Consider the following 26,394-nt stretch of genomic DNA (forward strand, 5'->3'; position numbering starts at 1 on the left):
TCATGCTGAAGATCTGGGGTCGGAAAAATTCGTCGAATGTCAGGAAGCCGTTATGGGCCGCCGAAGAACTGGGCCTGGCCTATGAAGCCATCGACGCCGGCGGGGCCTTTGGCGTGGTCGACACGCCTGAGTACCGCGCGATGAATCCCAACGGCCGTGTGCCGGTGATTGAAGACGACGGTTTTGTGCTGTGGGAATCCAACACCATCGTCCGTTATCTGATGGCCCGGCATGCCAGTGGTACTGCCTGGTACCCGACAGACCTGCAGGCCCGTGCCTCTGCCGAAAAGTGGATGGACTGGACCACCTCAAGTTTTGCCACCCCGTTCCGCACGGTGTTCTGGGGCGTATTGCGCACCCCGGCAGACCAGCAGGACTGGCCGGCCATCAAGGCCGCGATCAAGGAGTGCGACAGTCTGCTGTCGATGGCCGATCAAGCGTTGGCGGCCAATTCGTACCTGTCCGGCGACGAGATCGGCATGGGCGACATTCCCCTGGGCAGTTTCATTTATGCCTGGTTCGAGATGCCGATCGAGCGTGCACCGCAGCCTCATCTCCAAGCCTGGTATGCGCGATTGAAACAGCGTTCGGCCTATCAGAAGGCGGTCATGACCGCGTTGACTTAATACTCACTATCGACACGCTTGACTGTACTTGTGCGGCAGCGACAAGCACCATTGCGCTCATGCGCCGCGGTTGCATTGCTCGCCGCCCGCCCTTATTTATTCCTTTCTTCCCTTCTTGGTGCGTAAATCCGATATGAGTTCCGCTCTGTCCATCCGGCAGCTAACCAAAACCTACGGCAACGGTTTCCAGGCCTTGAGTGGTATCGATCTGGACGTCGCCGAAGGTGACTTTTTCGCCTTGCTCGGCCCCAACGGCGCCGGTAAATCCACGACCATCGGCATTCTCTCGACTCTGGTGAACAAGACCAGCGGAACGGTGAATATCTTTGGTCATGACCTGGACAAGGAACCAGCGGCGCTCAAGCGTTGCATTGGTGTGGTGCCCCAGGAATTCAACTTCAACCAATTCGAAAAAACCTTCGACATCGTCGTGACCCAGGCCGGTTACTACGGCATCCCGCCGAAAATCGCCAAGGAACGCGCCGAGCAGTACCTGACCCAATTGGGTTTGTGGGACAAACGCGATGTGCCGTCGCGCTCCCTGTCCGGTGGCATGAAGCGCCGACTGATGATCGCCCGTGCGCTGGTTCACGAACCGCGTCTGCTGATCCTCGACGAACCGACGGCGGGGGTGGACATCGAACTGCGTCGTTCGATGTGGACGTTCCTCACCGAACTGAACAAGAAAGGCATCACCATCATCCTCACCACGCACTATCTGGAAGAGGCTGAGCAGTTGTGCCGCAACATCGGCATCATCGACCACGGCACTATTGTCGAGAACACCAGCATGAAACAGTTGCTCAGCCAACTGCATGTTGAAACCTTCCTGCTGGATATGAAGAACACCTTGCAAGTGGCCCCGCAGTTGCTCGGTTACCCGACGAGACTGATCGACAGTCATACCCTGGAAGTCCAGGTCGACAAGGCCATGGGCATTACCGCGCTGTTCACCCAATTGGCGCAGCAGAACATTGAAGTGTTGAGCCTGCGTAACAAAACCAATCGCCTCGAGGAGTTGTTCGTGTCCCTGGTGGAGAAGAATCTGTCGAAGGTGGCGGTATGAGTTCCGAGCTGCAACCCAACCTCGTTGCCCTCAATACCATCGTTTACCGTGAGGTCAAGCGCTTCACCCGGATCTGGCCACAGACCCTGCTGCCGCCGGCCATCACCATGGTTTTGTACTTCGTGATTTTCGGCAACCTGATCGGTCGGCAGATCGGCGACATGGGTGGCTTCACTTACATGGAGTACATCGTGCCGGGGCTGATCATGATGTCGGTGATCACCAACTCCTACGGCAACGTGGTGTCGAGCTTTTTTGGCAGCAAGTTCCAGCGTTCCATCGAAGAATTGATGGTGTCGCCGGTGTCGCCGCATACGATTCTGATCGGCTACACCCTGGGCGGCGTGCTGCGCGGGTTGATGGTCGGGATCATCGTGACTTTGCTGTCGCTGTTCTTCACTCAATTGCAGGTTCATCACCTGGGCGTGACCGTTCTGGTGGTGGTGCTGACGGCGACGATCTTCTCGCTACTGGGTTTCATCAACGCGGTATTTGCGCGGAACTTCGATGATATTTCGATTATCCCGACGTTCGTGCTGACGCCGTTGACGTATCTGGGCGGAGTGTTCTACTCGATCAGTTTGTTGCCACCGTTCTGGCAGACCGTGTCGCTGGCCAACCCGGTGCTGCACATGGTCAACGCTTTCCGTTATGGCATCCTTGGTGTGTCGGATATCAAGATCAGCGTGGCGATCACCTTCATGCTCATTGCGACCGTTGTGCTGTACATCGGTTGTGCGCGGCTGCTGGTGAGTGGTCGCGGGATGCGTACCTAAGGAAGACCGAGTCGCCTGCTTCGCGAGCAAGCCGGCTCCCACACTGGATCTGCTGCGAACACATTATTTGTGAACGCCCGCGAATTAATGTGGGAGCGGGCTTGCTCGCGAAGGCGTCAGCACAAACACCACAAAAAGAAACGGCCTCCCAAGTGGAGGCCGTTTTGCTTTCTCACATCCGACTTTGCTTACGCCGCTTCCACTGCCGCCCAACCCACCAGCGCCAGTACATCATGGTCAGGCAATAGGCGAGAGCTCCCAGCACCAGCCCCGTCACCACCGAGCCAAGCAAAAACGGTTGCCACAGCGTCGAGAGTTCGCCGCTGATCCATTCCCAGGTCAACTCATCCGGCAGACCGCGGGCGGGAACATCCATCAACCAGGCACCGGTCTGGTAAGTGCAGAAGAACACCGCCGGCATGGTAATCGGGTTGGTCAGCCAGACCAGGCTGACGGCAATCGGCATGTTGCCGCGCACCACAATCGCAAGGATGGCCGCCAACAGCATCTGCAACGGGATGGGCAGGAACGCCGCGAACAAACCGACCGCCATAGCCCGTGCGACGGAGTGGCGATTGAGGTGCCAGAGGTTCGGGTCATGCAGCAGGGTGCCGAGAAAGCGTAAGGATTTGTGTTCCCTGATGCTGGTCGGGTCTGGCATGTAACGTTTGAATAAGCGCCGGGGCATAAGGCTTCTCGGTCGGTTAAGGCGGCAAGTATGTCTGGATTCTACGAACCGCCCATTCAGACTTTGTGACAATTGATAACGACGGACGTGCGACGGACCAGCTAAGCCTAGGGCGGGGACTCTCAAGGACGGGCTTATGCGCACAGGGATGATGGCGCTGGCGTTGGGTCTGCTGGCCCTGCGTTTTTTACCGGTATTACCGCCGGCGGGGTTGTGGCTGTTGTTGCCGGTAGTGGGTTTGATGTTGCTGCCGTTTCGCACCTTTCCCCTGGCATTTTTTCTGTTCGGTTTCAGTTGGGCGGGCGCGAATGCACAGTGGGCGCTGAATGATCGCTTGGCGCTGAATCTTGATGGCGAGACTCGCTGGGTTGAAGGTCGTGTGACCGGGTTGCCGCAGCAGGCCGAGGGCGTAGTGCGTTTCGAACTGACGGACAGTCAGTCGCGTCGCACCAGACTGCCTCGGCACCTGCGTCTGGCCTGGTATGGCGGGCCGCCCGTCAACAGCGGCGAGCATTGGCGGCTGGCGGTCAAATTGAAGCGTCCTGTCGGGTTGCTCAACCCGCATGCGTTCGATTACGACGCCTGGTTACTGGCCCGGCACATCGGCGCCACCGGCACCGTCAAAGATGGCCAGCGACGGATGGAAGCGCAGTGGGCCTGGCGTGACAGCATCCGTCAGCGTTTGCAGGCCGTGGATGCCCAAGGGCGAACGGGGGCGCTGACGGCGTTGGTGCTGGGGGATGGCGCCGGGCTGAGTCGTGAGGACTGGCAGGTGCTGCAAAACACCGGCACCGTGCATTTGTTGGTGATTTCCGGGCAGCACATCGGTTTGCTGGCGGGAGTGGTGTATCTGCTGATTGCCGGGTTGGCGCGTTACGGCTTATGGCCCAAGCGTTTGCCGTGGCTGCCATGGGCGTGCGGACTGGCGTTCGCGGCGGCGCTCGGTTATGGGCTGCTGGCCGGCTTCGAAGTGCCGGTGCGGCGGGCCTGCCTGATGATCGGTCTGGTGCTGTTGTGGCGACTACGGTTTCGTCACCTCGGCGCATGGTGGCCGCTGTTGCTGGCGCTTGACGGTGTTTTGCTGCTGGATCCGCTGGCGAGCCTGCAACCGGGTTTCTGGTTGTCCTTTGCGGCGGTCGCGGTGCTGATTTTCACTTTTGGCGGCCGATTGGGGGCGTGGCGCTGGTGGCAAACCTGGACCCGCGCCCAATGGCTGATCGCGATCGGTCTGTGCCCGCTGCTGTTGGTGCTGGGGTTGCCGATCAGTCTCAGCGGGCCGCTGGCCAATTTGCTGGCGGTGCCTTGGGTCAGCCTGGTGGTCCTGCCGCCGGCTCTGCTTGGGACGGTGTTGTTGCCCGTTCCTTATGTGGGCGAAGGATTGCTGTGGTTGGCCGGCGGTCTGATCGATCTTTTGTTCAAGGGATTGGCGTTGATCGCCGGGCAATTGCCCGCGTGGGTGCCGGTGGCGGTCCCGTTGTGGGTATGGGCGCTCGGCATGTTGGGGGCCTTTTTGCTGTTATTTCCGCGAGGCGTGCCATTGCGCCCGTTGGGCTGGCCGATGTTGCTGTTACTGGTTTTTGCGCCCCGGCACACGTTACCCGAAGGCATGGCCGAGGTTTGGCAGCTGGATGTCGGTCAGGGTTTGGCAATCCTCGTGCGTACCCGCCATCACACCTTGCTGTATGACGCCGGGCCACGGTTCGGCGATATCGACCTGGGTGAGCGGGTGGTGCTGCCGTCATTGCGCAAACTGGGCGTGAACGGGCTCGATCTGATGCTGATCAGCCACGCCGATGCCGATCACGCCGGCGGTGCGCGAGCAATTGCCAGCGCAATACCGGTGAAGCAAGTACTGAGTGGCGATCATCTGGCCCTGCCAGACGAATTGCACGCCGAGGGCTGCGAGAGCGGTCAGCAATGGACTTGGGACGGCGTGAAGTTTCAACTCTGGCAGTGGTCATCGGCCAGCGACAGCAATCAGAAATCCTGCGTGTTGCAGATCGAAGCCAATGGCGAGCGATTGCTGCTGACCGGCGATATCGATGCCGCAGCCGAACGTGTGCTGCTCGACGGTCCATTGGCGGTGCCGACGGATTGGTTGCAGGCCCCGCACCATGGCAGTCGCAGTTCGTCTTCGATGGCATTGCTCAGCGCCTTGCAACCTAAAGCGGTGTTGATCTCCCGTGGTAACGGCAATTCTTTCGGTCATCCCCATCCCACGGTCGTGGCGCGGTATCAAAAGCGCGGTGTGGTGATCTATGACAGCGCCGAACAAGGTGCCATTCGTCTGCAACTGGGACGCTTCAAGCCTCCGTGGACGATGCTTCAAGAACGGCGCTTCTGGCGCGGTCCGCCACTATCCAGCCAGTAACCCGAACTATCGAAGCCCGACCGGATGCGACATCCCGGTCTTCGGTGCGTCCACCCCCTATGTTAGAGTGGCGCACTTTTCGAGGGGACTGTCACTGTGTGGGAATTGGTCAAATCCGGCGGCTGGATGATGCTGCCGATCATTCTGAGTTCCATCGCTGCCATGGCGATCGTCGCCGAGCGTCTGTGGACGCTGCGTGCCAGCCGCGTAACCCCGGAGCATTTGCTCGGGCAGGTCTGGGTCTGGATCAAGGACAAACAACTCAATAAAGAAAAACTCAAGGAGCTACGCGCCAACTCTCCGTTGGGCGAGATCCTGGCCGCCGGTCTGGCGAACTCCAGGCATGGTCGCGAGATCATGAAAGAGTGCATCGAAGAGGCTGCAGCGCGGGTGATTCATGAGCTCGAGCGCTACATCAATGCGCTGGGCACCATTGCCGCCATGGCCCCATTGCTGGGGTTGCTGGGTACCGTACTGGGCATGATCGATATTTTCAGTGCGTTCATGGGCACGGGCATGGGCACCAACGCCTCGGTCCTGGCCGGTGGTATTTCCAAGGCGCTGATCACCACCGCCGCGGGCCTGATGGTCGGCATCCCGGCCGTGTTCTTCCACCGTTTCCTGCAACGCCGGATCGATGAACTGGTGGTGGGCATGGAGCAGGAAGCGATCAAGCTGGTCGAGGTAGTGCAGGGTGACCGCGACGTGGATCTGGCTGAGGGCAAAGCGTGAAATTCCGTCGTAAACCACGGGAAACGATAGACATCAACCTCGCGTCGTTGATCGACGTGGTGTTTATCCTGCTGCTGTTTTTCGTTGTGACCACCACCTTCACCCGTGAAACCCAGCTGCGCGTCGACTTGCCGGAAGCCGTCAGCGGTTCCCCGGCCGAGGACCAGCAGGCCAAGCAACTGGACATCGCCATCAGCGCCGAAGGTGCGTTCTCCGTGAACAACCAGTTGTTGCCGAAGAATGACCTGACCAGCCTGATGGAAGCGCTGCAGAAAGAATCCAATGGCGACACTAACTTGCCATTGTCCATCAGTGCCGATGGCAAGACCCCCCACCAGTCCGTCATCACTGCGATGGACGCTGCCGGCAAGCTCGGCTTCAGTCACTTGCGCATGACCACTGTCGAGGCGGCGCCGGCGTCCTGATGGCCATGTCCGATCGATTGCTCGCTGCGTGGTACGAAGGCCATCCGGCGCTGAAGCTGTTGCAGCCTCTGGAATGGCTGTATCGGCGCGTGGTCACCGGCAAGCGCAAACGCTTTCTGGCGGGTGAAGGCGAGATCTATCAGCCGCCGGTGCCGCTGATCGTGGTCGGCAACATCACGGTAGGTGGCACCGGCAAGACACCGTTGATTCTGTGGATGATCGAGCATTGCCAGCGCAGCGGGCTGCGGGTCGGTGTGGTCAGCCGTGGTTACGGCGCCAAACCTGCGCAATTGCCGTGGCGGGTCAAGGCGGATCAACGCGCGGACGTGGCGGGCGATGAACCGTTGTTGATCGTTCAGCGCACCGGCGTGCCGCTGATGATCGACCCGGATCGCAGCCGCGCGGTCAAAGCCTTGCTGGCGAGTGAGCCGTTGGACCTGATTCTCTCCGACGACGGCATGCAACATTATCGGCTGGCCCGGCACCTGGAACTGGTGCTGATCGATGCCGCCCGGGGCCTGGGCAACCAGCGTTGCCTGCCGGTCGGGCCGTTGCGCGAACCGATCGAGCGTCTGCAAAGCGTCGATGCGGTGCTTTATAACGGCGCCGCGGCTGACCGCATCGACGGTTTTGCCTTCCAGCTGCAACCCACCGCGCTGGTCAATCTGCAAAGCGGCGAACGACGGCCTCTCGACCACTTCACCGCAGGCCAGGCCCTTCACGCCGTCGCCGGGATTGGCAATCCCCAGCGTTTCTTCACGACCCTCGAAACGCTACACTGGCGGCCAGTGCCGCATGCATTTGCCGACCACGCCGAGTACAGCATGCAGGCCTTGAATTTCACACCGTCATTGCCCGTGGTGATGACGGAAAAGGACGCGGTGAAGTGCCGTGCCTTCGCCGCCGCCGATTGGTGGTACCTGGCGGTCGATGCTGTGCCATCGCCGGCCTTCGTGGCCTGGTTCGATACGCAGCTGATACGCCTGTTGCCGGCTCGTCTTTTGCCTTAACTCCGTTTCTATCCAGGGAATGTTCATGGACACCAAATTGCTCGATATTCTCGCTTGCCCGATCTGCAAAGGTCCGCTCAAGCTCAGCGCCGACAAAACCGAGCTGATCAGCAAGGGCGCTGGCCTCGCATACCCGATTCGCGACGGCATCCCGGTGATGCTCGAAAGTGAAGCACGCACCCTGACCACTGACGAGCGTCTGGATAAATGACCACAGCCTTTACCGTTGTCATTCCATCGCGCTATGCCTCCACCCGTCTGCCGGGCAAACCCCTGCTGCTGATCGCCGGCAAGCCGATGATCCAGCACGTCTGGGAACAGGCGAGCAAAAGCAGTGCCCAGCGAGTGGTCGTTGCCACTGACGATGCGCGCATTGTCGAGGCCTGCAAAAGCTTTGGTGCCGAAGTGGTGCTGACTCGCGAAGACCATAACTCCGGCACTGACCGACTGGCCGAAGTCGCGGCGAAACTGGGCCTGGCTCCGGACGCTATCGTGGTCAACGTTCAGGGCGACGAGCCATTGATTCCGCCGAGTGTGATCGATCAGGTCGCCGCTAACCTGGCTGCCCACACCGAAGCGCGCATGGCCACCCTGGCCGAGCCGATCGAAGATGTGGAAACCCTGTTCAATCCCAACGTGGTCAAGGTGGTCAGCGACCTCAATGGCCTGGCGCTGACGTTCAGTCGTGCCACCTTGCCATGGGCTCGCGACGCGTTCGTCAAGAGCCGCGAGCAATTGCCGGAAGGTGTGCCGTATCGCCGCCACATCGGCATTTATGCTTATCGCGCCGGTTTCCTGCAGGACTTCGTCACCTGGGGCCCGTGCTGGCTGGAAAACACCGAGTCTCTGGAGCAACTGCGGGCGCTCTGGCACGGTGTACGGATTCACGTTGCCGATGCGCTGATCGCGCCGCCCACCGGCGTCGATACCATTGAAGACCTCGAGCGCGTTCGCCGCTTGCTGGAGGCCTGATGCGGGTTCTGTTCGTCTGCCTGGGCAATATCTGCCGTTCCCCCACGGCCGAAGGCGTATTGCGGCACAAACTGCGTGAGGCGGGGCTGGCCGATCAAGTCGAGGTGGCTTCCGCGGGCACCGGTGACTGGCACGTCGGCAAGCCCCCGGACAAGCGCAGCCAGGCCGCGGCGAAACTGCGCGGCTACGACCTGTCCGCCCAGCGCGCTCAGCAAGTCAGCCGCGCCGATTTCGCCACCTACGACCTGATTCTGGCGATGGACAACAGCAACCTGCGTCATCTCAAGGCCCTGCAACCGGCCAAGGGCAAGGCCGAGCTGGACCTGTTCCTGCGTCGCTTCCAGTCGGAAATCGATGAAGTGCCGGATCCTTATCACGACAGCGACCAGGGTTTCGAACAGGTACTGGACCTGATCGAGCGCGCCAGCGATCTGCTGGTAATCGAATTGAAGGGCCGGTTATGAGTTTGCAGGTACATCCGCTGGTATCGCTCAAGCCGTTCAACAGCTTTGGCGTGGATGTTCAGGCCCGGCTGTTTGCCGAGGCCCATAGCGATGCCGACGTGCGCGAAGCCCTGACGTACGGGGTGGAGCATGATGTGCCCGTGCTGGTGATCGGTGGTGGCAGCAATTTGCTGCTGACTGCTGATGTCCAGGCACTGGTGCTGCGCATGGCCACGCGGGGGATTCGCCTACTGCGCGATGACGGCAACCAGGTGGTGATCGAAGCCGAGGCGGGCGAGCCGTGGCATCCGTTTGTGCAACACACCCTGGCGCAAGGTTTGTCGGGGCTGGAAAACCTCAGCCTGATTCCCGGCACTGTGGGCGCGGCACCGATGCAGAATATCGGCGCTTACGGCGTCGAGATAAAAGACGTGTTTGCCGGCCTCACCGCCCTTGATCGCCAGACCGGCGAGCTGCGGGACTTCACGCTGGCCGAGTGCAACTTCGCCTACCGTGACAGCTTGTTCAAACAGGAACCGGGGCGTTGGTTGATCCTGCGGGTGCGTTTCACCCTCACGCGCACCGCGCATCTGCATCTGGAATACGGTCCGGTTCGCCAGCGCCTGACGTCGCTGGGCATCGATCACCCGACGCCTACCGATGTCAGTCAGGCCATTTGCAGCATTCGCAACGAAAAACTCCCGGACCCGGCGGTGCTCGGCAATGCCGGCAGCTTCTTCAAGAACCCCTTGGTGCCAGCGGCATTGGTCGCACAGCTAAAAGTTGAATACCCGGACTTGGTGGCCTACGCGCAACCTGACGGGCAAATGAAACTGGCGGCGGGCTGGCTGATCGAACGAGCCGGCTGGAAAGGCTTTCGCGACGGTGATGCCGGTGTGCATAAATTACAGGCGCTGGTGCTAGTCAACTACGGCACCGCAACGGGCCTGCAATTGTTGAATCTGGCGCAACGCATTCAGAAAGACATTTCAGAACGTTTCCACGTCGACCTGGAAATGGAGCCCAATCGGTATTGAGGCTACGCTTTCACGGCTGATTCCAAAGCCCTGCACATCTTCAGATGTGCAGGGCTTTTTTTGTTAATGCTGAGTTAACTTAGCGACCTAACGATGCAAGCATTTGCTCCACCAAAGGCCCGGTGCAGACGTTGCCGTCCGCATAAGAGAGCCCATTAGCCTGAGTCGATCTGCGTGAAGGAACCCACGCGGCAGATTGCTCGACCCCATAACCTCTATAACTATGCGGGCGTGCCCATGATTACTCTGATTCTCAACGGTCAACCCTACAAAATGGACGTTCCTGACGAGATGCCGCTGCTCTGGGCCATTCGAGATGTCGCGGGCGGCCATCCGGGAACAAAGTTCGGCTGCGGAATGGGACTGTGCGGTGCCTGTACGATTCACATCGACGGCCAACCAGCTCGGGCGTGCATCACACCTATCAGTTCCGCGAACGGCCAGAACGTCACCACCATAGATGAACTGCATAACGACCCGATAGGCAAAATCGTCCAGCAAGCCTGGCTCGACAGCGCCGTGGCTCAGTGCGGGTACTGTCAGGGTGGGCAGATCATGTCGGCCACTGCATTGCTGAAAACCAATCCGAACCCCAGCGACGAGCAGATTGAAGAGGCGATGGTCGGCAACATTTGCCGTTGCGGTACCTACAACCGGATCAAGACCGCCATCCGCCAGGCATCCACTCACCTGAAGGAGGCCAAGGCATGAGCCAGTTACCCAATGACTTTGCGCTGAGCAACCTCAGCCGCCGTGGTTTTCTCAAAGGCGTGAGCGCCACCAGTGCGCTGGTTCTGGCGGCAAGCTGGGGCTGGCAGGACGCGCTTGCCGCCGAGAAAGACAAGAAGTTCGGCGCTGACGGCATGCCCAACGGCTGGATCGATGATCCTAAGGTTTACGTCAGCATCTCCGCCGATGGCAGCGTGACCGTGGTTTGCAACCGTTCGGAAATGGGCCAGGGCGTGCGCACCAGCCTGACCATGGTAGTGGCCGATGAACTGGAGGCCGATTGGGCGCTGGTCAAAGTGCAACAGGCGCCGGGCGACGAAGTGCGTTTCGGCAACCAGGACACCGATGGTTCACGCAGCATGCGTCACTGGTACGAGCCGATGCGCCGTTGCGGTGCTGCCGCGCGGACCATGCTTGAGCAAGCCGCCGCCGCGCAGTGGAAAGTGCCGGTCGGCGAGTGCCATGCGCAACTGCATAAAGTCATTCACCAACCGACCGGTCGTGAACTGGGCTACGGCGCCTTGGCCGCTGCTGCAAGTGCACTGGCGGTGCCGGCCCGCGACAGCCTGCGGCTCAAGCAACCCTCGGAATTTCGTTACATTGGCAAGGAAGGCACCAAGGCCATCGACGGTGCGGACATCGTCAATGGTCGTGCGGTCTATGGTGCCGATGTGCATTTCGAGGGCATGCTATTCGCTACCATCGCGCGTCCAGCGGTCTACGGCGGCAAGGTCAAATCCTTCGATGCCAGCGCCGCGATGAAAGTCCCGGGCGTGATCAAGGTCCTGCAAATCGAAAGCCGTCCATTGCCGTCAGAGTTTCAGCCTCTGGGTGGTGTGGCCGTGGTGGCCAGCAATACCTGGGCGGCGATCAAGGGCCGCGAAGCGCTGAAAATCCAGTGGGATGACGGCCCCAACGCCAGTTATGACTCGATCGCCTACCGCAAGGAGCTCGAAGCCGCGTCCCTCAAACCTGGCAAAGTGGTGCGCAATACCGGCAGCATCGACCAGGCCATGAGCAGCGCCGACAGCACCCTCGAAGCCTCTTACTACCTGCCGCACCTGGCGCAATCGCCCATGGAGCCGATGGTCGCCATCGCCCGCTTCAAGGACGGCGTGTGCGAAGCGTGGGCCCCAAGTCAGGCCCCGCAAGTCACCCGTGAACGGATCGGCGAGCGCCTCGGCATTCCATTCGATAACGTCACGTTCAACGTCACCTTGCTCGGCGGCGGTTTCGGTCGCAAATCCAAGCCGGACTTTGTCGTTGAAGCGGCGATCCTGGCCAAGGAATTCCCGGGCAAGGCGGTGCGGGTGCAATGGACCCGTGAAGACGACATCCACAACTCCTATTTCCACACCGTGTCGGCCGAATACCTGAAGGCCAGCCTGAACAAGGACGGCCTGCCGTCCGGCTGGCTGCACCGTACGGTGGCGCCGAGTATCACCGCGCTGTTCGCGCCGGGGATGAACCATGAGGCGGCTTTCGAGCTGGGCATGGGCTTTACCAACATGGCTTACGCGATCCCCAACGTGCGCCTGGAAAACCCTGAAGCGACGGTCCATACCCGGGTTGGCTGGTATCGCTCTGTGTCGAATATTCCCCACGGCTTTGCGATTCAGAGCTTTGTCGATGAACTGGCCCACAAGGCTGGCCATGATCCGCTCAAGTACCAGATCAAACTGCTCGGTCCGGACAGATCGATCGATCCGCGCACCTTGAGTGAAGAGTGGAACTACGGTGAATCCCCTGAGCGTTATCCAATCGATACCGCACGGATGCGCACCGTGCTGGAAACCGCCGCCAAAGCGGCCGGTTGGGGGCGTGAGTTGCCCAAGGGTCGAGGCTTGGGCCTGGCGGTGCACTATAGTTTTGTCACTTATGTGGCGGCGGTGATCGAAGTGGAAGTCAAAGACGATGGGACGTTGATCGTGCACAAGGCCGACATCGCCGTGGATTGCGGCCCGCAGATCAACCCTGAGCGGATTCGCTCGCAGTTCGAAGGTGCCTGCGTGATGGGCCTGGGCAACGCGGTGCTGGGGGAAATCAGCTTCAAGGGCGGCAAGGTACAGCAGGACAATTTCCACATGTACGAGGTGGCGCGCATGTCGCTGGCGCCGAAGGAAGTCGCCGTGCATCTGGTCACGCCACCGGGCGATGTGCCGTTGGGCGGAGTCGGTGAGCCGGGCGTGCCGCCGATAGCGCCAGCGCTGTGCAACGCGATCTTCGCCGCCACCGGCAAGCGCATCCGTAACCTGCCGGTACGCTATCAGCTGCAAGGCTGGCAGAAGGCGCAAGCCTGATGGATAGCGTCGACCTGAATGTCCTGCGCAGCGTGCTGGAATGGCGTCGCGCCGGTCAGCGGGTGATGTTGTATAGCGTGGTCCAGACCTGGGGCACCGCGCCCCGGGCACCTGGCGCCATGCTCGCCTTGCGTGAAGACGGCGTGGTGATTGGCTCGGTGTCCGGTGGCTGCGTCGAGGATGACCTGATTGCCCGGCTGCACGATGGCCGTATTCCGGCCGATGGGCCGCCGGTGCAATTGATTACCTATGGCGTCACCCGGGAGGAGGCCGCGCGGTTTGGTTTGCCGTGCGGCGGCACATTGCGCCTGACCGAGGAGCGCGTCGGCGATCCGACGTGGGTCGCCGAATTGCTGACGCGCTGCGAGGCCCATGAAATCGTTGCGCGCTCGCTGGATATTGCGACCGGTGAAGTGTTTTTGCAGTCGGCGAACAAGACAGATGCGCTGGTGTTTGACGGGCACACCCTGCGCGCCATTTATGGTCCGCGCTGGCGGCTGTTGCTGATCGGCGCCGGCCAACTGTCGCGCTACGTTGCCGAGATGGCGCGGCTGCTGGATTTCGAAGTGTTGATCTGCGATCCGCGCACCGAGTTCGTCTATGGCTGGGAGGAGCAACACGGTCGCTTCGTCCCGGGCATGCCCGACGAAGCGGTGCTGACCATCCAGACCGACGAGCGCACGGCCATTGTCGCGCTGACCCACGATCCGCGCCTGGATGACATGGCGCTGCTCACGGCCCTGGACTCCAAGGCGTTTTATGTCGGTGCGCTGGGTTCGCGGGTCAATAGCCAGAAGCGCCGGGATAACCTGGCTAAGCTAGGCTTGTCACAACAGGCCATCGAGCGCTTGCACGGCCCGATCGGTTTGCACATCGGCAGCCATACACCGGCGGAAATCGCCTTGTCGCTGCTGGCCGAAATTGTGGCGATCAAGAACGGCGTCGAACTGAAACAGAAGAAGCCGTTGCAGGAGGGCGTATGAGCGACTCCATTGGCGTTATCGTTCTGGCCGCGGGGCAGGGCAGTCGGTTTCGACAGGTTGCGGGTGACGATAAGGACAAGCTGCTGGTGGACTGCACGGGTCGTGACGGCGTCACCGTGCATTCGATGATCGAGCAGGTGCTGGTGAATCTACCGGCTGCGCTTGAGAAGCGTGTATTGGTGACCACGGCGGATCGCCCGCAAGTGATTCGCATGGCTCAAGCCTATGGTTGCGAGATTGTGCGGATCGAGTCGACCGGCCTGGGCGACAGCATTGCGGCGGGTGTGGCGGCGTGCTCGCAACTCGGTGGCTGGCTGATCATGCTGGGGGATATGCCGTTTATCCTGCCGTCCAGCATTGAACAGGTTGTTGCGAATATTGCCGAGGATGCCATCAGCGTGCCGGTGCATGAGGGGCAATATGGGCACCCGGTGGGATTCGGGCGAAGTTTTGGTCCGGGATTGATGGCGTTGACCGGTGATCACGGCGCCAAGTCGCTGTTCGTGCAGGCGAGGGTGGTCGAGGTGGCGGTGGAGGATCCGGGTGTGTTGTGGGATGTGGATGTGCCCGAGGCGCTGGTTTTTCAATAACGGTTGTCAGCGGGATCGCATTCGCACTTCCCCGGAGTAATAGGCTCTTCCTTTCGCCCATTCGTATTTATCGATGGGTGCCAGATATAAAACTCGTTATTCAGCGGGTTCTATCCGACATACGATCATGTGGCGTGTGGTGTTTACAGTAGGGGTGAACATCCGGTCCGTACTCACTGCATTCACCTCGGCCGGCGATATTACTATCAGCCGTCGATAGGGTGACTCACTGATTGTCGCCAACCGTTCGCCTGTCGAAGCCGAGCCTTGCCGAGTCTATGTCGATGAACTGGTCCGGGTGCGCGACACAGGCACTGTTGTTGGTGCCCATCACAGAGGTGTTGCAGGCGTCTGTGTATCAAGACTTGTTCCATTGCAAGGTGAAGTCGAGTTCGACGGTGCCTCTTTCATGTTAATTAAGAAAATCTAACGGAGGCGTCAATGCCGTACTTATTACTTTCACTCGCTGCCGTGTTCTGGGGCGGTAACTATGTTGTCGGAAAGTTGATGGTGGTGGATGTTGATCCGGTGCTGCTGTCGCAACTTCGATGGCTGATTACCAGCGCTTTACTACTGCTGATTAACTATAAAGCCGTGATCGCCAGTTTACCGGTCGCCCGTAAGTCATGGTTGACCCTGGTTATGTTGGCGGTCTGTGGCCAGGTTATATTTCCGCTGACCTTATATATTGGTTTGCAATACACCAGTTCGTTGAATGCGGCCATTTACCTGTCGGCCACGCCATGTCTGGTACTGGCCCTCAACCGTTTCGTTTTCGGTGATTTCATCTCCAGGTCGAACATGCTTGGGGTGGTCATCAGTACGGTGGGTGTGTTCTGGCTGGTGACGATGGGGCATCTGTCCGATTTGAGCTTTCTGGAAGGCTTCAATAAAGGCGATTTCTGGACCATGGCCTCGGCTGCCAGTTGGGCTGTCTATTGCTCCTTTTTGCGGACAAAGCCCAAAACCATCGCCGGCAATGCGTTCGTGACGTATTGCGCGGTGGCAGGGGCGCTGTGCCTGATTCCGTTCAGCCTGGGTATTTGTGCGTTGCACCCTGATCTGACGTTCAACCTGGGGCAGGGCGCTGCACCGTGGCTGGGCCTGGCGTATCTGGTGATTTTCCCGTCCTGGCTGTCGTACTTGTTCTGGAGCAAAGGCATCGGTGAAATCGGTGCCACCCGTGGTGAGATCTTCACTCACTTGGTGCCACTGTCTGGTGGGCTGTTCAGCATCGTGTTCCTCGACGTGCAACTGCACGCCTATCATCTGGTCAGTCTGGTGCTGATCGTGTTTGGGGTGATCCTCTGTTCCATTAAGAGGCAGGCACCGGTGGCACTGCGCGCGGAGGCGGCTTGATTAACTGCTGACGGGTGCCCGGCCCGTTACTCTGCCGTCAGCGGTAAGCCGGCCGGTTTTTCGAAGTCCAGCACCCATTGCGCCAACGCTCTGGGGGCTGGTTTGCCAGGGTGATCGAAAAACACGAATTCGGTGGTCAGCGAGGCATATGAACCGCTCAGGAAATACGTTTGCACCTGTTCACTGCGGCAACACGAATCAACCAGTGACAACGGCACCAGGGCAACGCCCACGCCGTTGATCACATTAGAAAACAACAGCGGATAAGAGCCACACTCGATGATTTTTTCCGGAGTGATATTGCCCATCACAAACAGTTCGTCGAGATTACGTTGCGAAGCGCTGCGCCGGCTGTTGACCAGGAACACTTGGCCACTGAACGCTTTCAGGTCCTGGATGACGGGGTGTGCTGCGCTGTAGATCAAGGCCAGCGGATCGTTGAACAGCGTTACCCGGCGATAATGGGAAGGTGCAAAGCCTGCGCCGACAATCACTGCGTCGAGCTTGCCGGCCTCAAGATCCTTGAGCAGCGACTGTGTATTACCAATGCTGACATCCACCGCCAGCCCGTCGGGATTGGCAACGATGCTTTGCAACAGGTTCTGGCGAGTAATAGTGAGGTTTTCGATGACACCCAAACGCACCCGTGTTTCGGTTTTTGTCTGGCTCAGGCTGGCTTGAGCGCGAGCAACCAGTTCGAGGATTTGTGAAGCGTAGGCATAGAGCTCCTTGCCTTGCGCCGTCATCGTGATACCGCGGCCGGAGCGTTCGAACAGCTTGGTATCGAGCCGTGATTCGAGTGTCTTGATGCGGAAGGAAATACTGGATTGAGCGCGGTTTAACCTGATCGCTGCCTGTGTGACGCTGCCGTAGTCAACAATCGCTTTGAAAGCGTCCAGTTCAGAAATTTCCATAGTCACGCACTCTTTGCTCCATAACGGGCCGAAGTCTTTCGGGCCGTGGCAGGACCTGCTTTGAGCCCTGCACCGCTCTATTCTGCATGTTGTGCGGCTCTTTCGTAATACGTGCTTACAAATATTTAAGCGGGTGTTTAGTGAGGAACGCAATCGCCTCGGCAATAAACCGTTGCCAGGTAGCGACAGGCTTCAACTTCTATAAGCAAAAAAAAGCCCCGCCTGGATTACCAGGCGGGGCTTTTTAGTGGCCGATGGAATCAGACGAGGGGTTTAGGCTCGTGCTCTTTTTCCTGGGCTTGCTCGTGTTGCTCTACAGCTTCCTGAACGGAGCGCGGTGCTTCGTCGATCGCGGATTCAACCGGCTCGGCAGCGACTTCAGCGGCCGGGGCAGGGGCTGCCTCGACGACTTCAGCAACAACCGGTGCTGGCTCGGCAGCAGCCGGAGCAGCAGTGGCGGCCAGTTCGGCTTCCTTCTGCAGACGCTCTTCTTCACGCTTGCGACGACGTACTTCACGCGGGTCGTTCGGCGCACGGCCACTTGGGGTCAGAGCGCTGGCAGGGGCGGCTTCAACCACCGGTGCAGCCTCTTCGGCAGCGACTGGCGCTTCAACAACCGCTGGAGCAGGCTCGGCAGCAGCAACCACTGGCTCGGAGACCATGGCTTCAGCAACCGGGGCTTCAGCGACTGGCGCTGGAGCTTCGACCGCTACCGGTGGCTCGGCAACCCAGTTGAACGTGGTCTGCTCTTCGCGAACTTCACGAACCGGTTCAGCCGGCGCTTCAACCACAGGCTCTGCAGCAACTACCGGTTCAGCGGCAGCTTCAACTTCAGGCTGGGCTTCACGAACCGGTGCCACTTCGATTTCCGGAGAAGCAGTGACTTCCACTGGCGTGGTCGCTTCAACGACTGGTGCTTGGACCGGAGCGGTTTCCTGCGTGGCGGCAGTGGCGCGTTCAGCTTGCTCGTTGGCTTGTGCTTCAGCAGGTGCGCTGATCACGGAGCTGGCAACGGCTGCGGTAACAGCCAGGCCGGCGGCCAGATCGGCAGCGCTTGGCGCTTCGGCGTTTTCAGCCGATTCGGACTCTTCCGAACCTTCGATCACGTTGCCGTTGGCATCGCGTTGACGCTCACGACGGTTGCTGCGACGACGCTGGCCACGGGAGCGGCGGCGTGGACGATCGCCTTCGGCGCCTTCCTGACCGTCTTCCTGCAGTTGCTCTTCGTTGGTGGTCAACTCTTCTTCAGCAACGGCAGCAGCGGCTGGCTCGGTACGTGGCTGACGTTCTTCACGCGGTGGGCGTGGAGCGCGTTCTTCACGTGGCTGACGGGCTGGACGCTCTTCAGCGACAGCAGTAGCAGCAGCGGCCGGGGCAGCATCAAGAGGCTCGCGCAGTTCACGAACCGGACGTTCTTCACGCTCGCCACGTGGCTTGCGATCTTCACGCGGGGCGCGCGGTGCACGTTCTTCACGAGGGGCGCGTGGTGCGCGCTCTTCACGCGGAGCGCGTTCCTGGGCAACTACTGGAGCTTCTTCGCGGGCTTCGCGGGCTTCGCGTGGCTCACGTGGTGCGCGTTCTTCACGCGGTGCACGTTCCTCACGAGGCTTGCGCTCTTCATCGCGGCGACCGTTACGGTTGCGGCTCTGTTGACGGCCGTTACGGCGCTCTTCGTTGCGAGCAGGGCGTTCGGTAGCTGGCTTTTCAACCACAACCGGCGCAGCAGGCTCTTCCTTGGTGGCGAACAGGCTGACCAGCGACTTCACCAGGCCTTTGAACAGGCTTGGCTCTGGAGCGACAGCCGGTGCGGCCACGGGAGCGGCGACGACTTCGGTCGGAACCGGAGCGTTGGCGCGGGCTGGAGCCGTCTTGACCGCGGCTTCCTGGCGAACCAGGGTGCGGGTCGCAGCGGCTGGCTGGACTTCTTCAACTTCGGCAGCGGCAGCAGCGATTTCGTAGCTGGACTGGCCGACTGCGGCTTCCGGGCTGTCATCGCGCAGACGCTGAACTTCGAAGTGCGGCGTTTCGAGGTGATCGTTCGGCAGAATGACGATGCGGGCACGGGTGCGCAGTTCGATCTTGGTGATCGAGTTGCGTTTTTCGTTGAGCAGGAAAGCTGCAACCGGAATCGGCACTTGTGCGCGAACTTCGGCGGTGCGGTCTTTCAGGGCTTCTTCTTCGATCAGGCGCAGGATCGCCAGCGACAGCGATTCAACGTCACGGATGATGCCGGTGCCGTTGCAACGCGGGCAGACGATGCCGCTGCTTTCGCCCAGCGATGGACGCAGGCGCTGACGGGACATTTCCAGCAGGCCGAAGCGCGAGATGCGACCGACTTGCACGCGAGCGCGGTCGGCTTCCAGGCATTCGCGGACTTTCTCTTCCACGGCGCGCTGGTTCTTGGCAGGGGTCATGTCGATGAAGTCGATGACGATCAGGCCGCCGATGTCGCGCAAGCGCAACTGACGGGCGATTTCTTCGGCAGCTTCAAGGTTGGTCTGCAGAGCGGTTTCTTCGATGTCGCTGCCTTTGGTGGCGCGCGCCGAGTTGATGTCGATGGACACCAGGGCTTCGGTCGGATCGATAACGATGGAGCCGCCGGAAGGCAGTTCGACGACGCGCTGGAAAGCGGTTTCGATCTGGCTTTCGATCTGGAAACGGTTGAACAGCGGAACGCTGTCTTCGTACAGTTTGATTTTGCTGGCGTACTGCGGCATCACCTGGCGGATGAAGGTCAGGGCTTCGTCCTGGGCTTCAACGCTGTCGATCAGCACTTCGCCGATGTCCTGGCGCAGGTAATCGCGGATGGCGCGGATGATCACGTTGCTTTCCTGGTAGATCAGGAACGGCGCGGAACGATCCAGCGAAGCTTCTTTGATGGCGGTCCAGAGTTGCAGCAGGTAGTCGAGGTCCCACTGCATTTCTTCGCTGCTGCGGCCAAGGCCGGCAGTACGAACGATCAGACCCATGTCGGCCGGGGCAACCAGACCGTTCAGGGCTTCACGCAGTTCGTTGCGCTCTTCACCTTCGATGCGACGGGAGATACCGCCGGCACGCGGGTTGTTCGGCATCAGAACCAGGTAACGACCGGCCAGGCTGATGAAGGTGGTCAGGGCGGCGCCCTTGTTGCCACGTTCTTCTTTTTCGACCTGAACGATGACTTCCTGGCCTTCGCTCAGGACGTCCTTGATGTTGACGCGGCCTTCGGGGGCTTTCTTGAAGTATTCGCGGGAGATTTCTTTGAGGGGCAGGAAGCCGTGGCGCTCAGAGCCGAAATCGACAAAGGCAGCCTCAAGGCTTGGTTCGATGCGAGTAATCCGGCCTTTATAGATGTTGGCCTTCTTCTGCTCGCGTGCACCGGATTCGATGTCCAGGTCGTAGAGGCGCTGGCCATCTACCAGTGCAACACGCAACTCTTCGGGTTGAGTTGCGTTAATCAGCATTCTTTTCATGTAGTACCGTCGGTTTCCGGGCTGCCGGAAACGGCGTTCGGCACACACGACTTCTCACGGTCGGTGTCAGGTGCGTCGGGAGTGGTTGGCCATTCCCGTGTCCAGCGAAGTCCGGCCAATGTGGGCCTTCATCGCGACGTACGCGTCCTGCTTGCTGTGGCTACTTAAGCACTCAGTCAGGAGGAGGAATCAACCGGCGGCTGTGGACGAGATGAAGCGTCTTGATAAAGCCTATTGCTACACAGTCCAGCGGTTGTGCATCTCCACCCTACACGTATCCCTGATAATTCGGGTGCTGCCGCGCGCAGAATCCGCAGCGGGTTGGCATTTACCGTGAGCTCCGAAAGGGGAGGTCACGCATCATGGCTAATTTAGGCGGTGTTTCCGAAGCGTTCGCTCGGGGTCGTTCGAAGCTGACTGCACTTTGTGAACTGGCCGTGAATATTTGCTCGGAAGGCGAGTGAAAACTCTGCTTTGCGGCATGATTCAGGCCTTATGTCACCTGCGCTTGTTACAACTGCAAACTCCACCGTTACGTAGCGAAAGCCCCGTAGGACGGCCTCGCGTCCTGGTGAATTGCGTTGGTCAGGGCCGGTTTTTGACCGTGGTTCCGCTGTCCAGGCCGCTTTTGGCGGCGTTCGCGACTATAGCAGCAATGATTAAGTGCTTCAATTCCATAAAAAATTGTTATCATCCGCGCCATGACGACTACTGCCCCTTCGACCCCAGCCGTACAACTGCTGGAGGTCTCGCCGGAATATGCCGGCCAACGTATTGATAACTTCCTTCTCGCTCGGCTCAAAGGCGTGCCCAAGACCTTGATTTACCGCATTTTGCGCAAGGGCGAAGTGCGGGTGAACAAAGGTCGGATCAAGCCCGAATACAAGCTGCAGGCGGGCGATATCGTGCGCGTGCCGCCGGTTCGCGTGCCTGAGCGCGATGAGCCTGTGCCGCTGGCCCAGGGTCTGTTGCAGCGGCTCGAGGCCTCGATTGTCTACGAAGACAAAGCGCTGATCGTGATCAACAAGCCTTGCGGCATCGCGGTTCATGGCGGCAGCGGCCTGACTTACGGGGTTATCGAAGCCTTTCGTCAGTTGCGTCCCGATTGCAAAGAGCTCGAACTGGTTCACCGTCTCGATCGTGATACGTCCGGCCTGTTGATGATCGCCAAGAAGCGCAGCATGTTGCGCCACTTGCACACGGCATTGCGCGGCGATGGCGTCGATAAGCGCTATATGGCGCTGGTCCGTGGCAACTGGGCGGCCTCGATCAAGCAAGTCCGGGCGTCGCTCGGCAAGAGCAATCTGCGTTCCGGCGAGCGCATGGTCGAGGTCGACGAGGAGGAGGGCAAGGAGTCTGTGACCGTGTTCAAGGTCCTGCGTCGTTTTGGCGACTTCGCTACCCTGATCGAAGCCAAGCCGATCACCGGCCGCACTCACCAGATTCGCGTCCATACTCTGCATGCCGGACATTGTATTGCTGGTGATGCGAAGTACGGCGATGAAGGTTTCAGCAAAGAGATTCGTGATCTGGGCGGCAAGCGCCTGTTTCTGCATGCCTACATGCTGACTGTGCCGCTGCCTGATGGTGGTGAGCTCAAGTTGCAGGCGCCGGTCGACGAGATGTGGGCCAAAACCGTGGAGCGATTGAGTGCGCCCTACTGATTACAAGCTGCTTATTTTCGATTGGGACGGCACGCTCGCTGACTCCATTGGTCGGATTGTCGAGGCGATGCATGTCGCATCCGAGCGGTCCGGTTTTCAGTTGCGTGATGATTTTGCCGTCAAAGGCATTATCGGTCTGGGCTTGCCGGAAGCGATTCGCACGCTGTATCCCGAGATTGGCGACGCCGAGCTGATAGCCTTCCGTCAGCACTATGCGGATCACTACATTGCGTCGGAGGCCGTGCCTTCCCCGCTGTTTGAGGGTGTTGTCGAGTCTCTCGAAGCGTTTCGTGTCGAGGGGTATCATCTGGCAGTAGCGACCGGCAAGGCTCGTCGTGGGCTGGATCGGGTGCTGAGGTCTCATGGTTGGGAAAATTATTTCGATATCACCCGTGCTGCTGACGAAACCGCCAGCAAACCCCATCCGCTGATGCTTGAGCAAATTCTCGCCCATTGCGAGGTTCGTCCGGAGCAGGCGCTGATGGTCGGCGATTCGTCGTTCGACCTGCAGATGGCGCGCAATGCGGGCATGGATTCAGTGGCGGTCAGCTATGGCGCTCAATCGATCGACGCCTTGAAACTGTTTGAGCCGAGACTGGCCATTGATCGTTTTTCAGAGTTGCACGCCTGGCTGAGTCAGCGGGTTTAATTGGTTTTTTTGCTGGGGTGCATGGCATGACCGACGAATGGAAAGCGCCCGCCAAGGCGAGCGCAGAAAGCGGTGACGAGAAAAGCTGGAAGCTGCTGGAAAAAACACTGCTGGCGGGTGTGCAGGAGCAGCGTCGGGCCCGTCGCTGGGGGATATTCTTCAAATCGCTGACTTTTTTGTACCTGCTCGGCGCGTTGATTCTGTTATCGCCGTTGATAGGCATGGAGAAAGGCGCGAGCCTCGGCTCTGGCTACACGGCGCTGATCGATGTAACGGGCATGATTGCCGACAAAGAACCGGCCAGTGCCGACAATATCGTCGGCAGTCTGCGTGCAGCCTTCGAGGACAAGAAGGTCAAGGGTGTGATTCTGCGGATCAACAGCCCTGGCGGCAGTCCGGTGCAGTCGGGTTATGTCTACGACGAGATCCGTCGTTTGCGCGGCTTGAATCCAGATACCAAGGTTTATGCTGTGATCTCGGATCTGGGCGCTTCCGGTGCCTATTACATCGCTAGCGCGGCGGATCAGATCTACGCCGACAAGGCGAGCCTGGTGGGTTCCATCGGTGTGACGGCGGCCGGTTACGGTTTTGTCGGGACCATGGAAAAGTTGGGCGTCGAACGTCGTACCTACACCTCTGGCGAGCACAAATCGTTCCTCGATCCGTTCCAGCCGCAGAAGCCTGCGGAAACCCAGTTCTGGCAGAGCGTGCTCGATACCACTCATCAGCAGTTCATCAGCAGCGTCAAGAAGGGCCGTGGTGATCGTCTGAAGGATAAAGATCATCCGGAGCTGTTCTCCGGGCTGGTCTGGTCGGGTGAGCAGGCGCTGTCGCTGGGCTTGATCGATGGCCTGGGCAATGCCAGTTCGGTTGCGCGTGATGTGATCGGCGAGAAAGAGCTGGTGGATTTCACTGTTGAGGAATCGCCATTCGATCGCTTCTCGAAAAAGCTCGGCGCCAGCGTGGCTGAGCATTTGGCGATGTGGATGGGCTTTCAGGGGCCTTCGCTGCGCTGATCGTCTGGCTGCATAAAAAAAACCGGCCTGCGTGGCCGGTTTTTTTCAGATCAAAAGATCTTCAGGGTATCTGCACACCTTCAGCCAGCAGCATATCGATCAAGCGAATCAACGGCAGGCCGATCAGGCTGGTGGCGTCAGGGCCTTCGGTGCTTTGAAACAGGCTCACCCCCAACCCTTCGGCCTTGAAGCTGCCAGCGCAGTCATAGGGCTGTTCGGCGCGCAGGTAGCGTTCGATGCGTGCGGCGTCGAGTGTGCGCATGTGTACGGTAAAGGGCACGCAGTCGACCTGGCAGTGGCCGGTCTGGCTATTGAGCACTGCCAGGCCGGTCAGGAAGGTCACGCTGGCGCCGCTGGATGCCAGCAGTTGTTCGCGGGCCTTTTCGAAAGTGTGAGGTTTGCCGATAATCTGCTCGCCGAGTACCGCAACCTGATCCGAGCCGATGATCAGATGGGCTGGATGACTGCCGGCAAGTGCGCGGGCTTTTTCTTCGGCGAGGCGCTTTACCAGTTCGACGGCTGACTCGTCGGGGCGACGGCTTTCGTCGATATCCGGCGAGCTGCAGGTGAACGGCAGCTGCAAGCGAGCCAGTAATTCCCGGCGATAGGCCGAGCTTGAAGCGAGTAATAAAGGCAGCATGCGCATCTCCAAAGAGCAGGGGCGAATTCTAGCGAAGCTTGCAAGTGACGGACAGGGCTGAATTTCCTTTGACATGGCTGGGGGCATCCCTATAATGCTGCGCCTATGTTGAATGACCCGATTCCACCTCACGTTGACCCGCGCAAATTGGCTGACCGTGGCACCACCCTTCAAGGTGAACTGCTGCTGGCCGATTTGGAGAGACTCTGCGACCCGCTTTCCGATACTGTCGGTACGGTGCAGGCTAAATTCGTTTTTGAACGAGATGAACGTAAATCTGTGGTAATTCACAGCTTTATCGACACCGAAGTCAAAATGGTTTGCCAGCGTTGTCTTGAGCTGGTCACCCTGCCGATCCATAGCGAATGCAGTTATGCTGTGGTGAAGGAGGGTGCGAATACCCAGTCGTTGCCGAAAGGTTATGACGTGCTGGAACTGGGCGAAGATCCTTTGGATCTGCAGTCACTGATCGAGGAGGAGCTTCTGCTCGCCTTGCCCATTGTGCCTGCTCATCATCCGGAAGAATGCCAGCAGCCGGCGGGTCTCGATGAGCCCGAACCGAGCGAGGACGAGGTAACGCGGTCCAACCCGTTCAGTGTATTGGCGCAGTTAAAGCGTGACCCAAACGTTTAGGAGTTAATCAATTATGGCTGTTCAGCAGAACAAAAAATCCCGCTCTGCCCGTGACATGCGTCGTTCGCACGACGCTCTCGAGGCTAGCACCCTGTCTGTAGAAAAAACCACCGGTGAAGTTCACCTGCGTCACCACGTATCGCCAGAAGGCGTATACCGTGGTCGTAAAGTGATCGACAAGGGCGCTGACGAGTAATCCTTGTCCGCTCAAGTCATCGCGATTGACGCAATGGGCGGGGACTTCGGTCCCCGCAGCATTGTTCAGGCCAGCCTTGCTTGTCTGTCTGCTACGCCCTCGCTGCACCTGACCCTCGTCGGTCAACCCTCTCTTCTTGAAGAATTGCTCGCCAGTCAATCGGCTGTGGATCGCGCGCGCCTGTCGATTACGCCAGCGTCCGAAGTCATCACCATGGACGAAAAACCTGCCCAGGCCTTGCGCGGAAAACCCGATTCGTCGATGCGCGTGGCGCTGGAGTTGCTGCGCGACGGCAAGGTCCAGGCCTGCGTCAGTGCGGGTAACACCGGTGCACTGATGGCGTTGTCACGGTTTGTGCTCAAAACGTTGCCGGGTATCGATCGGCCGGCAATGATCGCGGCCATTCCGACGCAGAAAGGCTACTGCCAGTTGCTCGATCTGGGTGCCAACGTCGATTGCAGCGCTGAGCACTTGTTGCAGTTTGCCTTGATGGGCTCGGTCGCGGCAGAAACCCTGGGCATCGTTCGCCCAAGGGTCGCATTGCTGAACATCGGCACTGAAGACATCAAGGGCAATCAGCAGGTAAAGCTGGCGGCCACCTTGTTGCAGAGTGCTCGTGGCATCAACTACATCGGGTTTGTCGAAGGTGACGGTTTGTACCGTGGCGAAGCGGATGTGGTGGTGTGTGACGGCTTTGTCGGCAATATCCTGCTCAAGTCCAGCGAAGGTCTGGCGACCATGATTGCCGGGCGCATAGAGGCGCTGTTCAAGAAAAATCTCGCGTCGAAAGTGGTGGGCGCATTGGCGCTGCCGCTGATGAAGCGCTTGCAGGCCGAACTGGCGCCGGCACGTCATAACGGCGCAAGTTTCCTCGGTTTGCAGGGAATTGTCGTGAAAAGCCACGGTTCGGCGGGGGTGCAGGGTTTTCAGAGTGCGATTCAGCGCGCGTTGATCGAGATCCAGGAAAACTTGCCGGAACGGCTTCACGGGCGCCTGGAAGATTTGTTGCCTTAGGCGTTTTCGTCGGACAATGCTTAAATGTGACCGCTCAGTTCAATGGGCCATCCAACTGTGAGTTTCTTGCGTTCCAGAAACGGGACGTCATTCTCCGACGACAAGATCA

Annotated in this window: 26 protein-coding genes; 22 read left to right on the forward strand and 4 right to left on the reverse strand. The window is 59.5% G+C overall.

All coding sequences use genetic code 11. The features are described from left to right. Positions 1-2: 2 nt before the first annotated feature. From AB4O41_RS24460 to AB4O41_RS24470, 3 genes are all read left to right on the forward strand, one after another. Entirely contained in the window at positions 3-626 is a 624-nt protein-coding gene (locus AB4O41_RS24460; protein WP_460145006.1) for a glutathione S-transferase family protein, read from the forward strand. Positions 627-759: 133 nt separating this feature from the next. Continuing rightward, a complete protein-coding gene (locus AB4O41_RS24465; protein WP_095054241.1) occupies positions 760-1,692 on the forward strand; it encodes an ABC transporter ATP-binding protein in 933 nt (310 codons plus the stop codon). Further along, positions 1,689-2,468 carry an ABC transporter permease gene (locus AB4O41_RS24470; RefSeq protein WP_007905224.1) on the forward strand — a complete coding sequence of 260 codons (780 nt, stop codon included), beginning with the start codon at positions 1,689-1,691 and terminating at the stop codon, positions 2,466-2,468. The genes AB4O41_RS24465 and AB4O41_RS24470 overlap by 4 nt, the downstream gene beginning before the upstream one ends. Positions 2,469-2,640: 172 nt before the next feature. Here the strand turns inward: AB4O41_RS24470 and AB4O41_RS24475 are convergent, their stop codons facing one another. Further along, a complete protein-coding gene (locus AB4O41_RS24475; RefSeq protein WP_460145007.1) occupies positions 2,641-3,156 on the reverse strand; it encodes a DUF2062 domain-containing protein in 516 nt (171 codons plus the stop codon). 136 nt (positions 3,157-3,292) lie between these two features. Here AB4O41_RS24475 and AB4O41_RS24480 point away from each other — a divergent pair, with 136 nt between their 5' ends. The 13 genes from AB4O41_RS24480 to AB4O41_RS24540 all read left to right on the forward strand — a co-directional run bounded on the left by AB4O41_RS24480 (position 3,293) and on the right by AB4O41_RS24540 (position 16,107). Further along, positions 3,293-5,527 carry a DNA internalization-related competence protein ComEC/Rec2 gene (locus AB4O41_RS24480; protein ID WP_460145008.1) on the forward strand — a complete coding sequence of 745 codons (2,235 nt, stop codon included), beginning with the start codon at positions 3,293-3,295 and terminating at the stop codon, positions 5,525-5,527. Positions 5,528-5,623: 96 nt separating this feature from the next. After that, positions 5,624-6,259, forward strand: a complete 636-nt coding sequence (locus AB4O41_RS24485) for a MotA/TolQ/ExbB proton channel family protein (protein WP_008067747.1) — start codon at positions 5,624-5,626, stop codon at positions 6,257-6,259. Further along, on the forward strand, positions 6,256-6,684 hold the full coding sequence (locus AB4O41_RS24490) for an ExbD/TolR family protein (RefSeq protein WP_367372561.1): 429 nt from the start codon (positions 6,256-6,258) through the stop codon (positions 6,682-6,684). Before AB4O41_RS24485 ends, AB4O41_RS24490 begins: the two co-directional genes overlap by 4 nt. Beyond that, positions 6,684-7,694 carry a tetraacyldisaccharide 4'-kinase gene (gene lpxK / locus AB4O41_RS24495; RefSeq protein WP_460145009.1) on the forward strand — a complete coding sequence of 337 codons (1,011 nt, stop codon included), beginning with the start codon at positions 6,684-6,686 and terminating at the stop codon, positions 7,692-7,694. Before AB4O41_RS24490 ends, lpxK begins: the two co-directional genes overlap by 1 nt. A 25-nt stretch (positions 7,695-7,719) precedes the next feature. After that, positions 7,720-7,905, forward strand: a complete 186-nt coding sequence (locus tag AB4O41_RS24500) for a Trm112 family protein (RefSeq protein ID WP_003174668.1) — start codon at positions 7,720-7,722, stop codon at positions 7,903-7,905. Then, a complete protein-coding gene (gene kdsB, locus AB4O41_RS24505; RefSeq protein ID WP_460145010.1) occupies positions 7,902-8,666 on the forward strand; it encodes a 3-deoxy-manno-octulosonate cytidylyltransferase in 765 nt (254 codons plus the stop codon). The genes AB4O41_RS24500 and kdsB overlap by 4 nt, the downstream gene beginning before the upstream one ends. Further along, positions 8,666-9,130 (forward strand): low molecular weight protein-tyrosine-phosphatase, encoded by a 465-nt coding sequence (locus AB4O41_RS24510; RefSeq protein ID WP_048395806.1) that lies wholly within the window; start codon positions 8,666-8,668, stop codon positions 9,128-9,130. The genes kdsB and AB4O41_RS24510 overlap by 1 nt, the downstream gene beginning before the upstream one ends. Then, complete coding sequence (gene murB, locus AB4O41_RS24515) at positions 9,127-10,146, forward strand: UDP-N-acetylmuramate dehydrogenase (protein WP_460145011.1); 1,020 nt, start codon at positions 9,127-9,129, stop codon at positions 10,144-10,146. Before AB4O41_RS24510 ends, murB begins: the two co-directional genes overlap by 4 nt. A gap of 237 nt (positions 10,147-10,383) precedes the next feature. Beyond that, positions 10,384-10,857 (forward strand): (2Fe-2S)-binding protein, encoded by a 474-nt coding sequence (locus tag AB4O41_RS24520; RefSeq protein ID WP_460145012.1) that lies wholly within the window; start codon positions 10,384-10,386, stop codon positions 10,855-10,857. Then, positions 10,854-13,175, forward strand: coding sequence for a xanthine dehydrogenase family protein molybdopterin-binding subunit (locus AB4O41_RS24525; protein WP_460145013.1), 2,322 nt, complete (start codon positions 10,854-10,856; stop codon positions 13,173-13,175). The genes AB4O41_RS24520 and AB4O41_RS24525 overlap by 4 nt, the downstream gene beginning before the upstream one ends. Next, positions 13,175-14,158 (forward strand): XdhC family protein, encoded by a 984-nt coding sequence (locus AB4O41_RS24530; RefSeq protein ID WP_460145014.1) that lies wholly within the window; start codon positions 13,175-13,177, stop codon positions 14,156-14,158. The genes AB4O41_RS24525 and AB4O41_RS24530 overlap by 1 nt, the downstream gene beginning before the upstream one ends. After that, positions 14,155-14,748, forward strand: coding sequence for a nucleotidyltransferase family protein (locus tag AB4O41_RS24535; protein WP_460145015.1), 594 nt, complete (start codon positions 14,155-14,157; stop codon positions 14,746-14,748). The genes AB4O41_RS24530 and AB4O41_RS24535 overlap by 4 nt, the downstream gene beginning before the upstream one ends. Positions 14,749-15,189: 441 nt before the next feature. Continuing rightward, positions 15,190-16,107 carry a DMT family transporter gene (locus tag AB4O41_RS24540; RefSeq protein WP_460145016.1) on the forward strand — a complete coding sequence of 306 codons (918 nt, stop codon included), beginning with the start codon at positions 15,190-15,192 and terminating at the stop codon, positions 16,105-16,107. A 26-nt stretch (positions 16,108-16,133) separates the two neighbouring features. Here the strand turns inward: AB4O41_RS24540 and AB4O41_RS24545 are convergent, their stop codons facing one another. Together AB4O41_RS24545 and rne are read right to left on the reverse strand one after the other, a co-directional pair. Continuing rightward, complete coding sequence (locus AB4O41_RS24545; RefSeq protein ID WP_460145017.1) at positions 16,134-17,021, reverse strand: LysR family transcriptional regulator; 888 nt, start codon at positions 17,019-17,021, stop codon at positions 16,134-16,136. A 260-nt stretch (positions 17,022-17,281) separates the two neighbouring features. Then, positions 17,282-20,473, reverse strand: a complete 3,192-nt coding sequence (gene rne / locus AB4O41_RS24550) for a ribonuclease E (RefSeq protein ID WP_460145018.1) — start codon at positions 20,471-20,473, stop codon at positions 17,282-17,284. A 701-nt stretch (positions 20,474-21,174) separates the two neighbouring features. Here rne and rluC point away from each other — a divergent pair. The 3 genes from rluC to sppA are packed head-to-tail and all read left to right on the forward strand — an operon-like array spanning position 21,175 to position 23,802. Next, the gene (rluC, locus tag AB4O41_RS24555; protein ID WP_460145019.1) at positions 21,175-22,137 is read left to right on the forward strand and encodes a 23S rRNA pseudouridine(955/2504/2580) synthase RluC; all 963 of its coding nucleotides are present in this window, start codon (positions 21,175-21,177) and stop codon (positions 22,135-22,137) included. After that, positions 22,124-22,786: an HAD-IA family hydrolase gene (locus AB4O41_RS24560; RefSeq protein ID WP_460145020.1), complete on the forward strand. Its 663-nt coding sequence runs from the start codon at positions 22,124-22,126 to the stop codon at positions 22,784-22,786. The genes rluC and AB4O41_RS24560 overlap by 14 nt, the downstream gene beginning before the upstream one ends. A gap of 26 nt (positions 22,787-22,812) precedes the next feature. Then, positions 22,813-23,802, forward strand: coding sequence for a signal peptide peptidase SppA (gene sppA, locus AB4O41_RS24565; RefSeq protein WP_460145021.1), 990 nt, complete (start codon positions 22,813-22,815; stop codon positions 23,800-23,802). Between the two features lie 61 nt (positions 23,803-23,863). Here sppA and AB4O41_RS24570 read toward each other — a convergent pair whose 3' ends face one another. Next, positions 23,864-24,442: a Maf family protein gene (locus AB4O41_RS24570; protein WP_460145022.1), complete on the reverse strand. Its 579-nt coding sequence runs from the start codon at positions 24,440-24,442 to the stop codon at positions 23,864-23,866. A gap of 105 nt (positions 24,443-24,547) precedes the next feature. Here AB4O41_RS24570 and AB4O41_RS24575 point away from each other — a divergent pair, with 105 nt between their 5' ends. From AB4O41_RS24575 to plsX, 3 genes are read left to right on the forward strand one after another with little or no spacing between them, the layout of a single operon-like run. Continuing rightward, positions 24,548-25,075, forward strand: coding sequence for a YceD family protein (locus AB4O41_RS24575; RefSeq protein WP_004371317.1), 528 nt, complete (start codon positions 24,548-24,550; stop codon positions 25,073-25,075). A 13-nt stretch (positions 25,076-25,088) separates the two neighbouring features. After that, entirely contained in the window at positions 25,089-25,271 is a 183-nt protein-coding gene (rpmF, locus tag AB4O41_RS24580) for a 50S ribosomal protein L32 (protein ID WP_003179396.1), read from the forward strand. A 3-nt stretch (positions 25,272-25,274) separates the two neighbouring features. After that, positions 25,275-26,285 (forward strand): phosphate acyltransferase PlsX, encoded by a 1,011-nt coding sequence (gene plsX / locus AB4O41_RS24585; RefSeq protein WP_460145023.1) that lies wholly within the window; start codon positions 25,275-25,277, stop codon positions 26,283-26,285. Positions 26,286-26,394: the final 109 nt, after the last annotated feature.

This window comes from Pseudomonas sp. S2_A02, assembly GCF_054668495.1.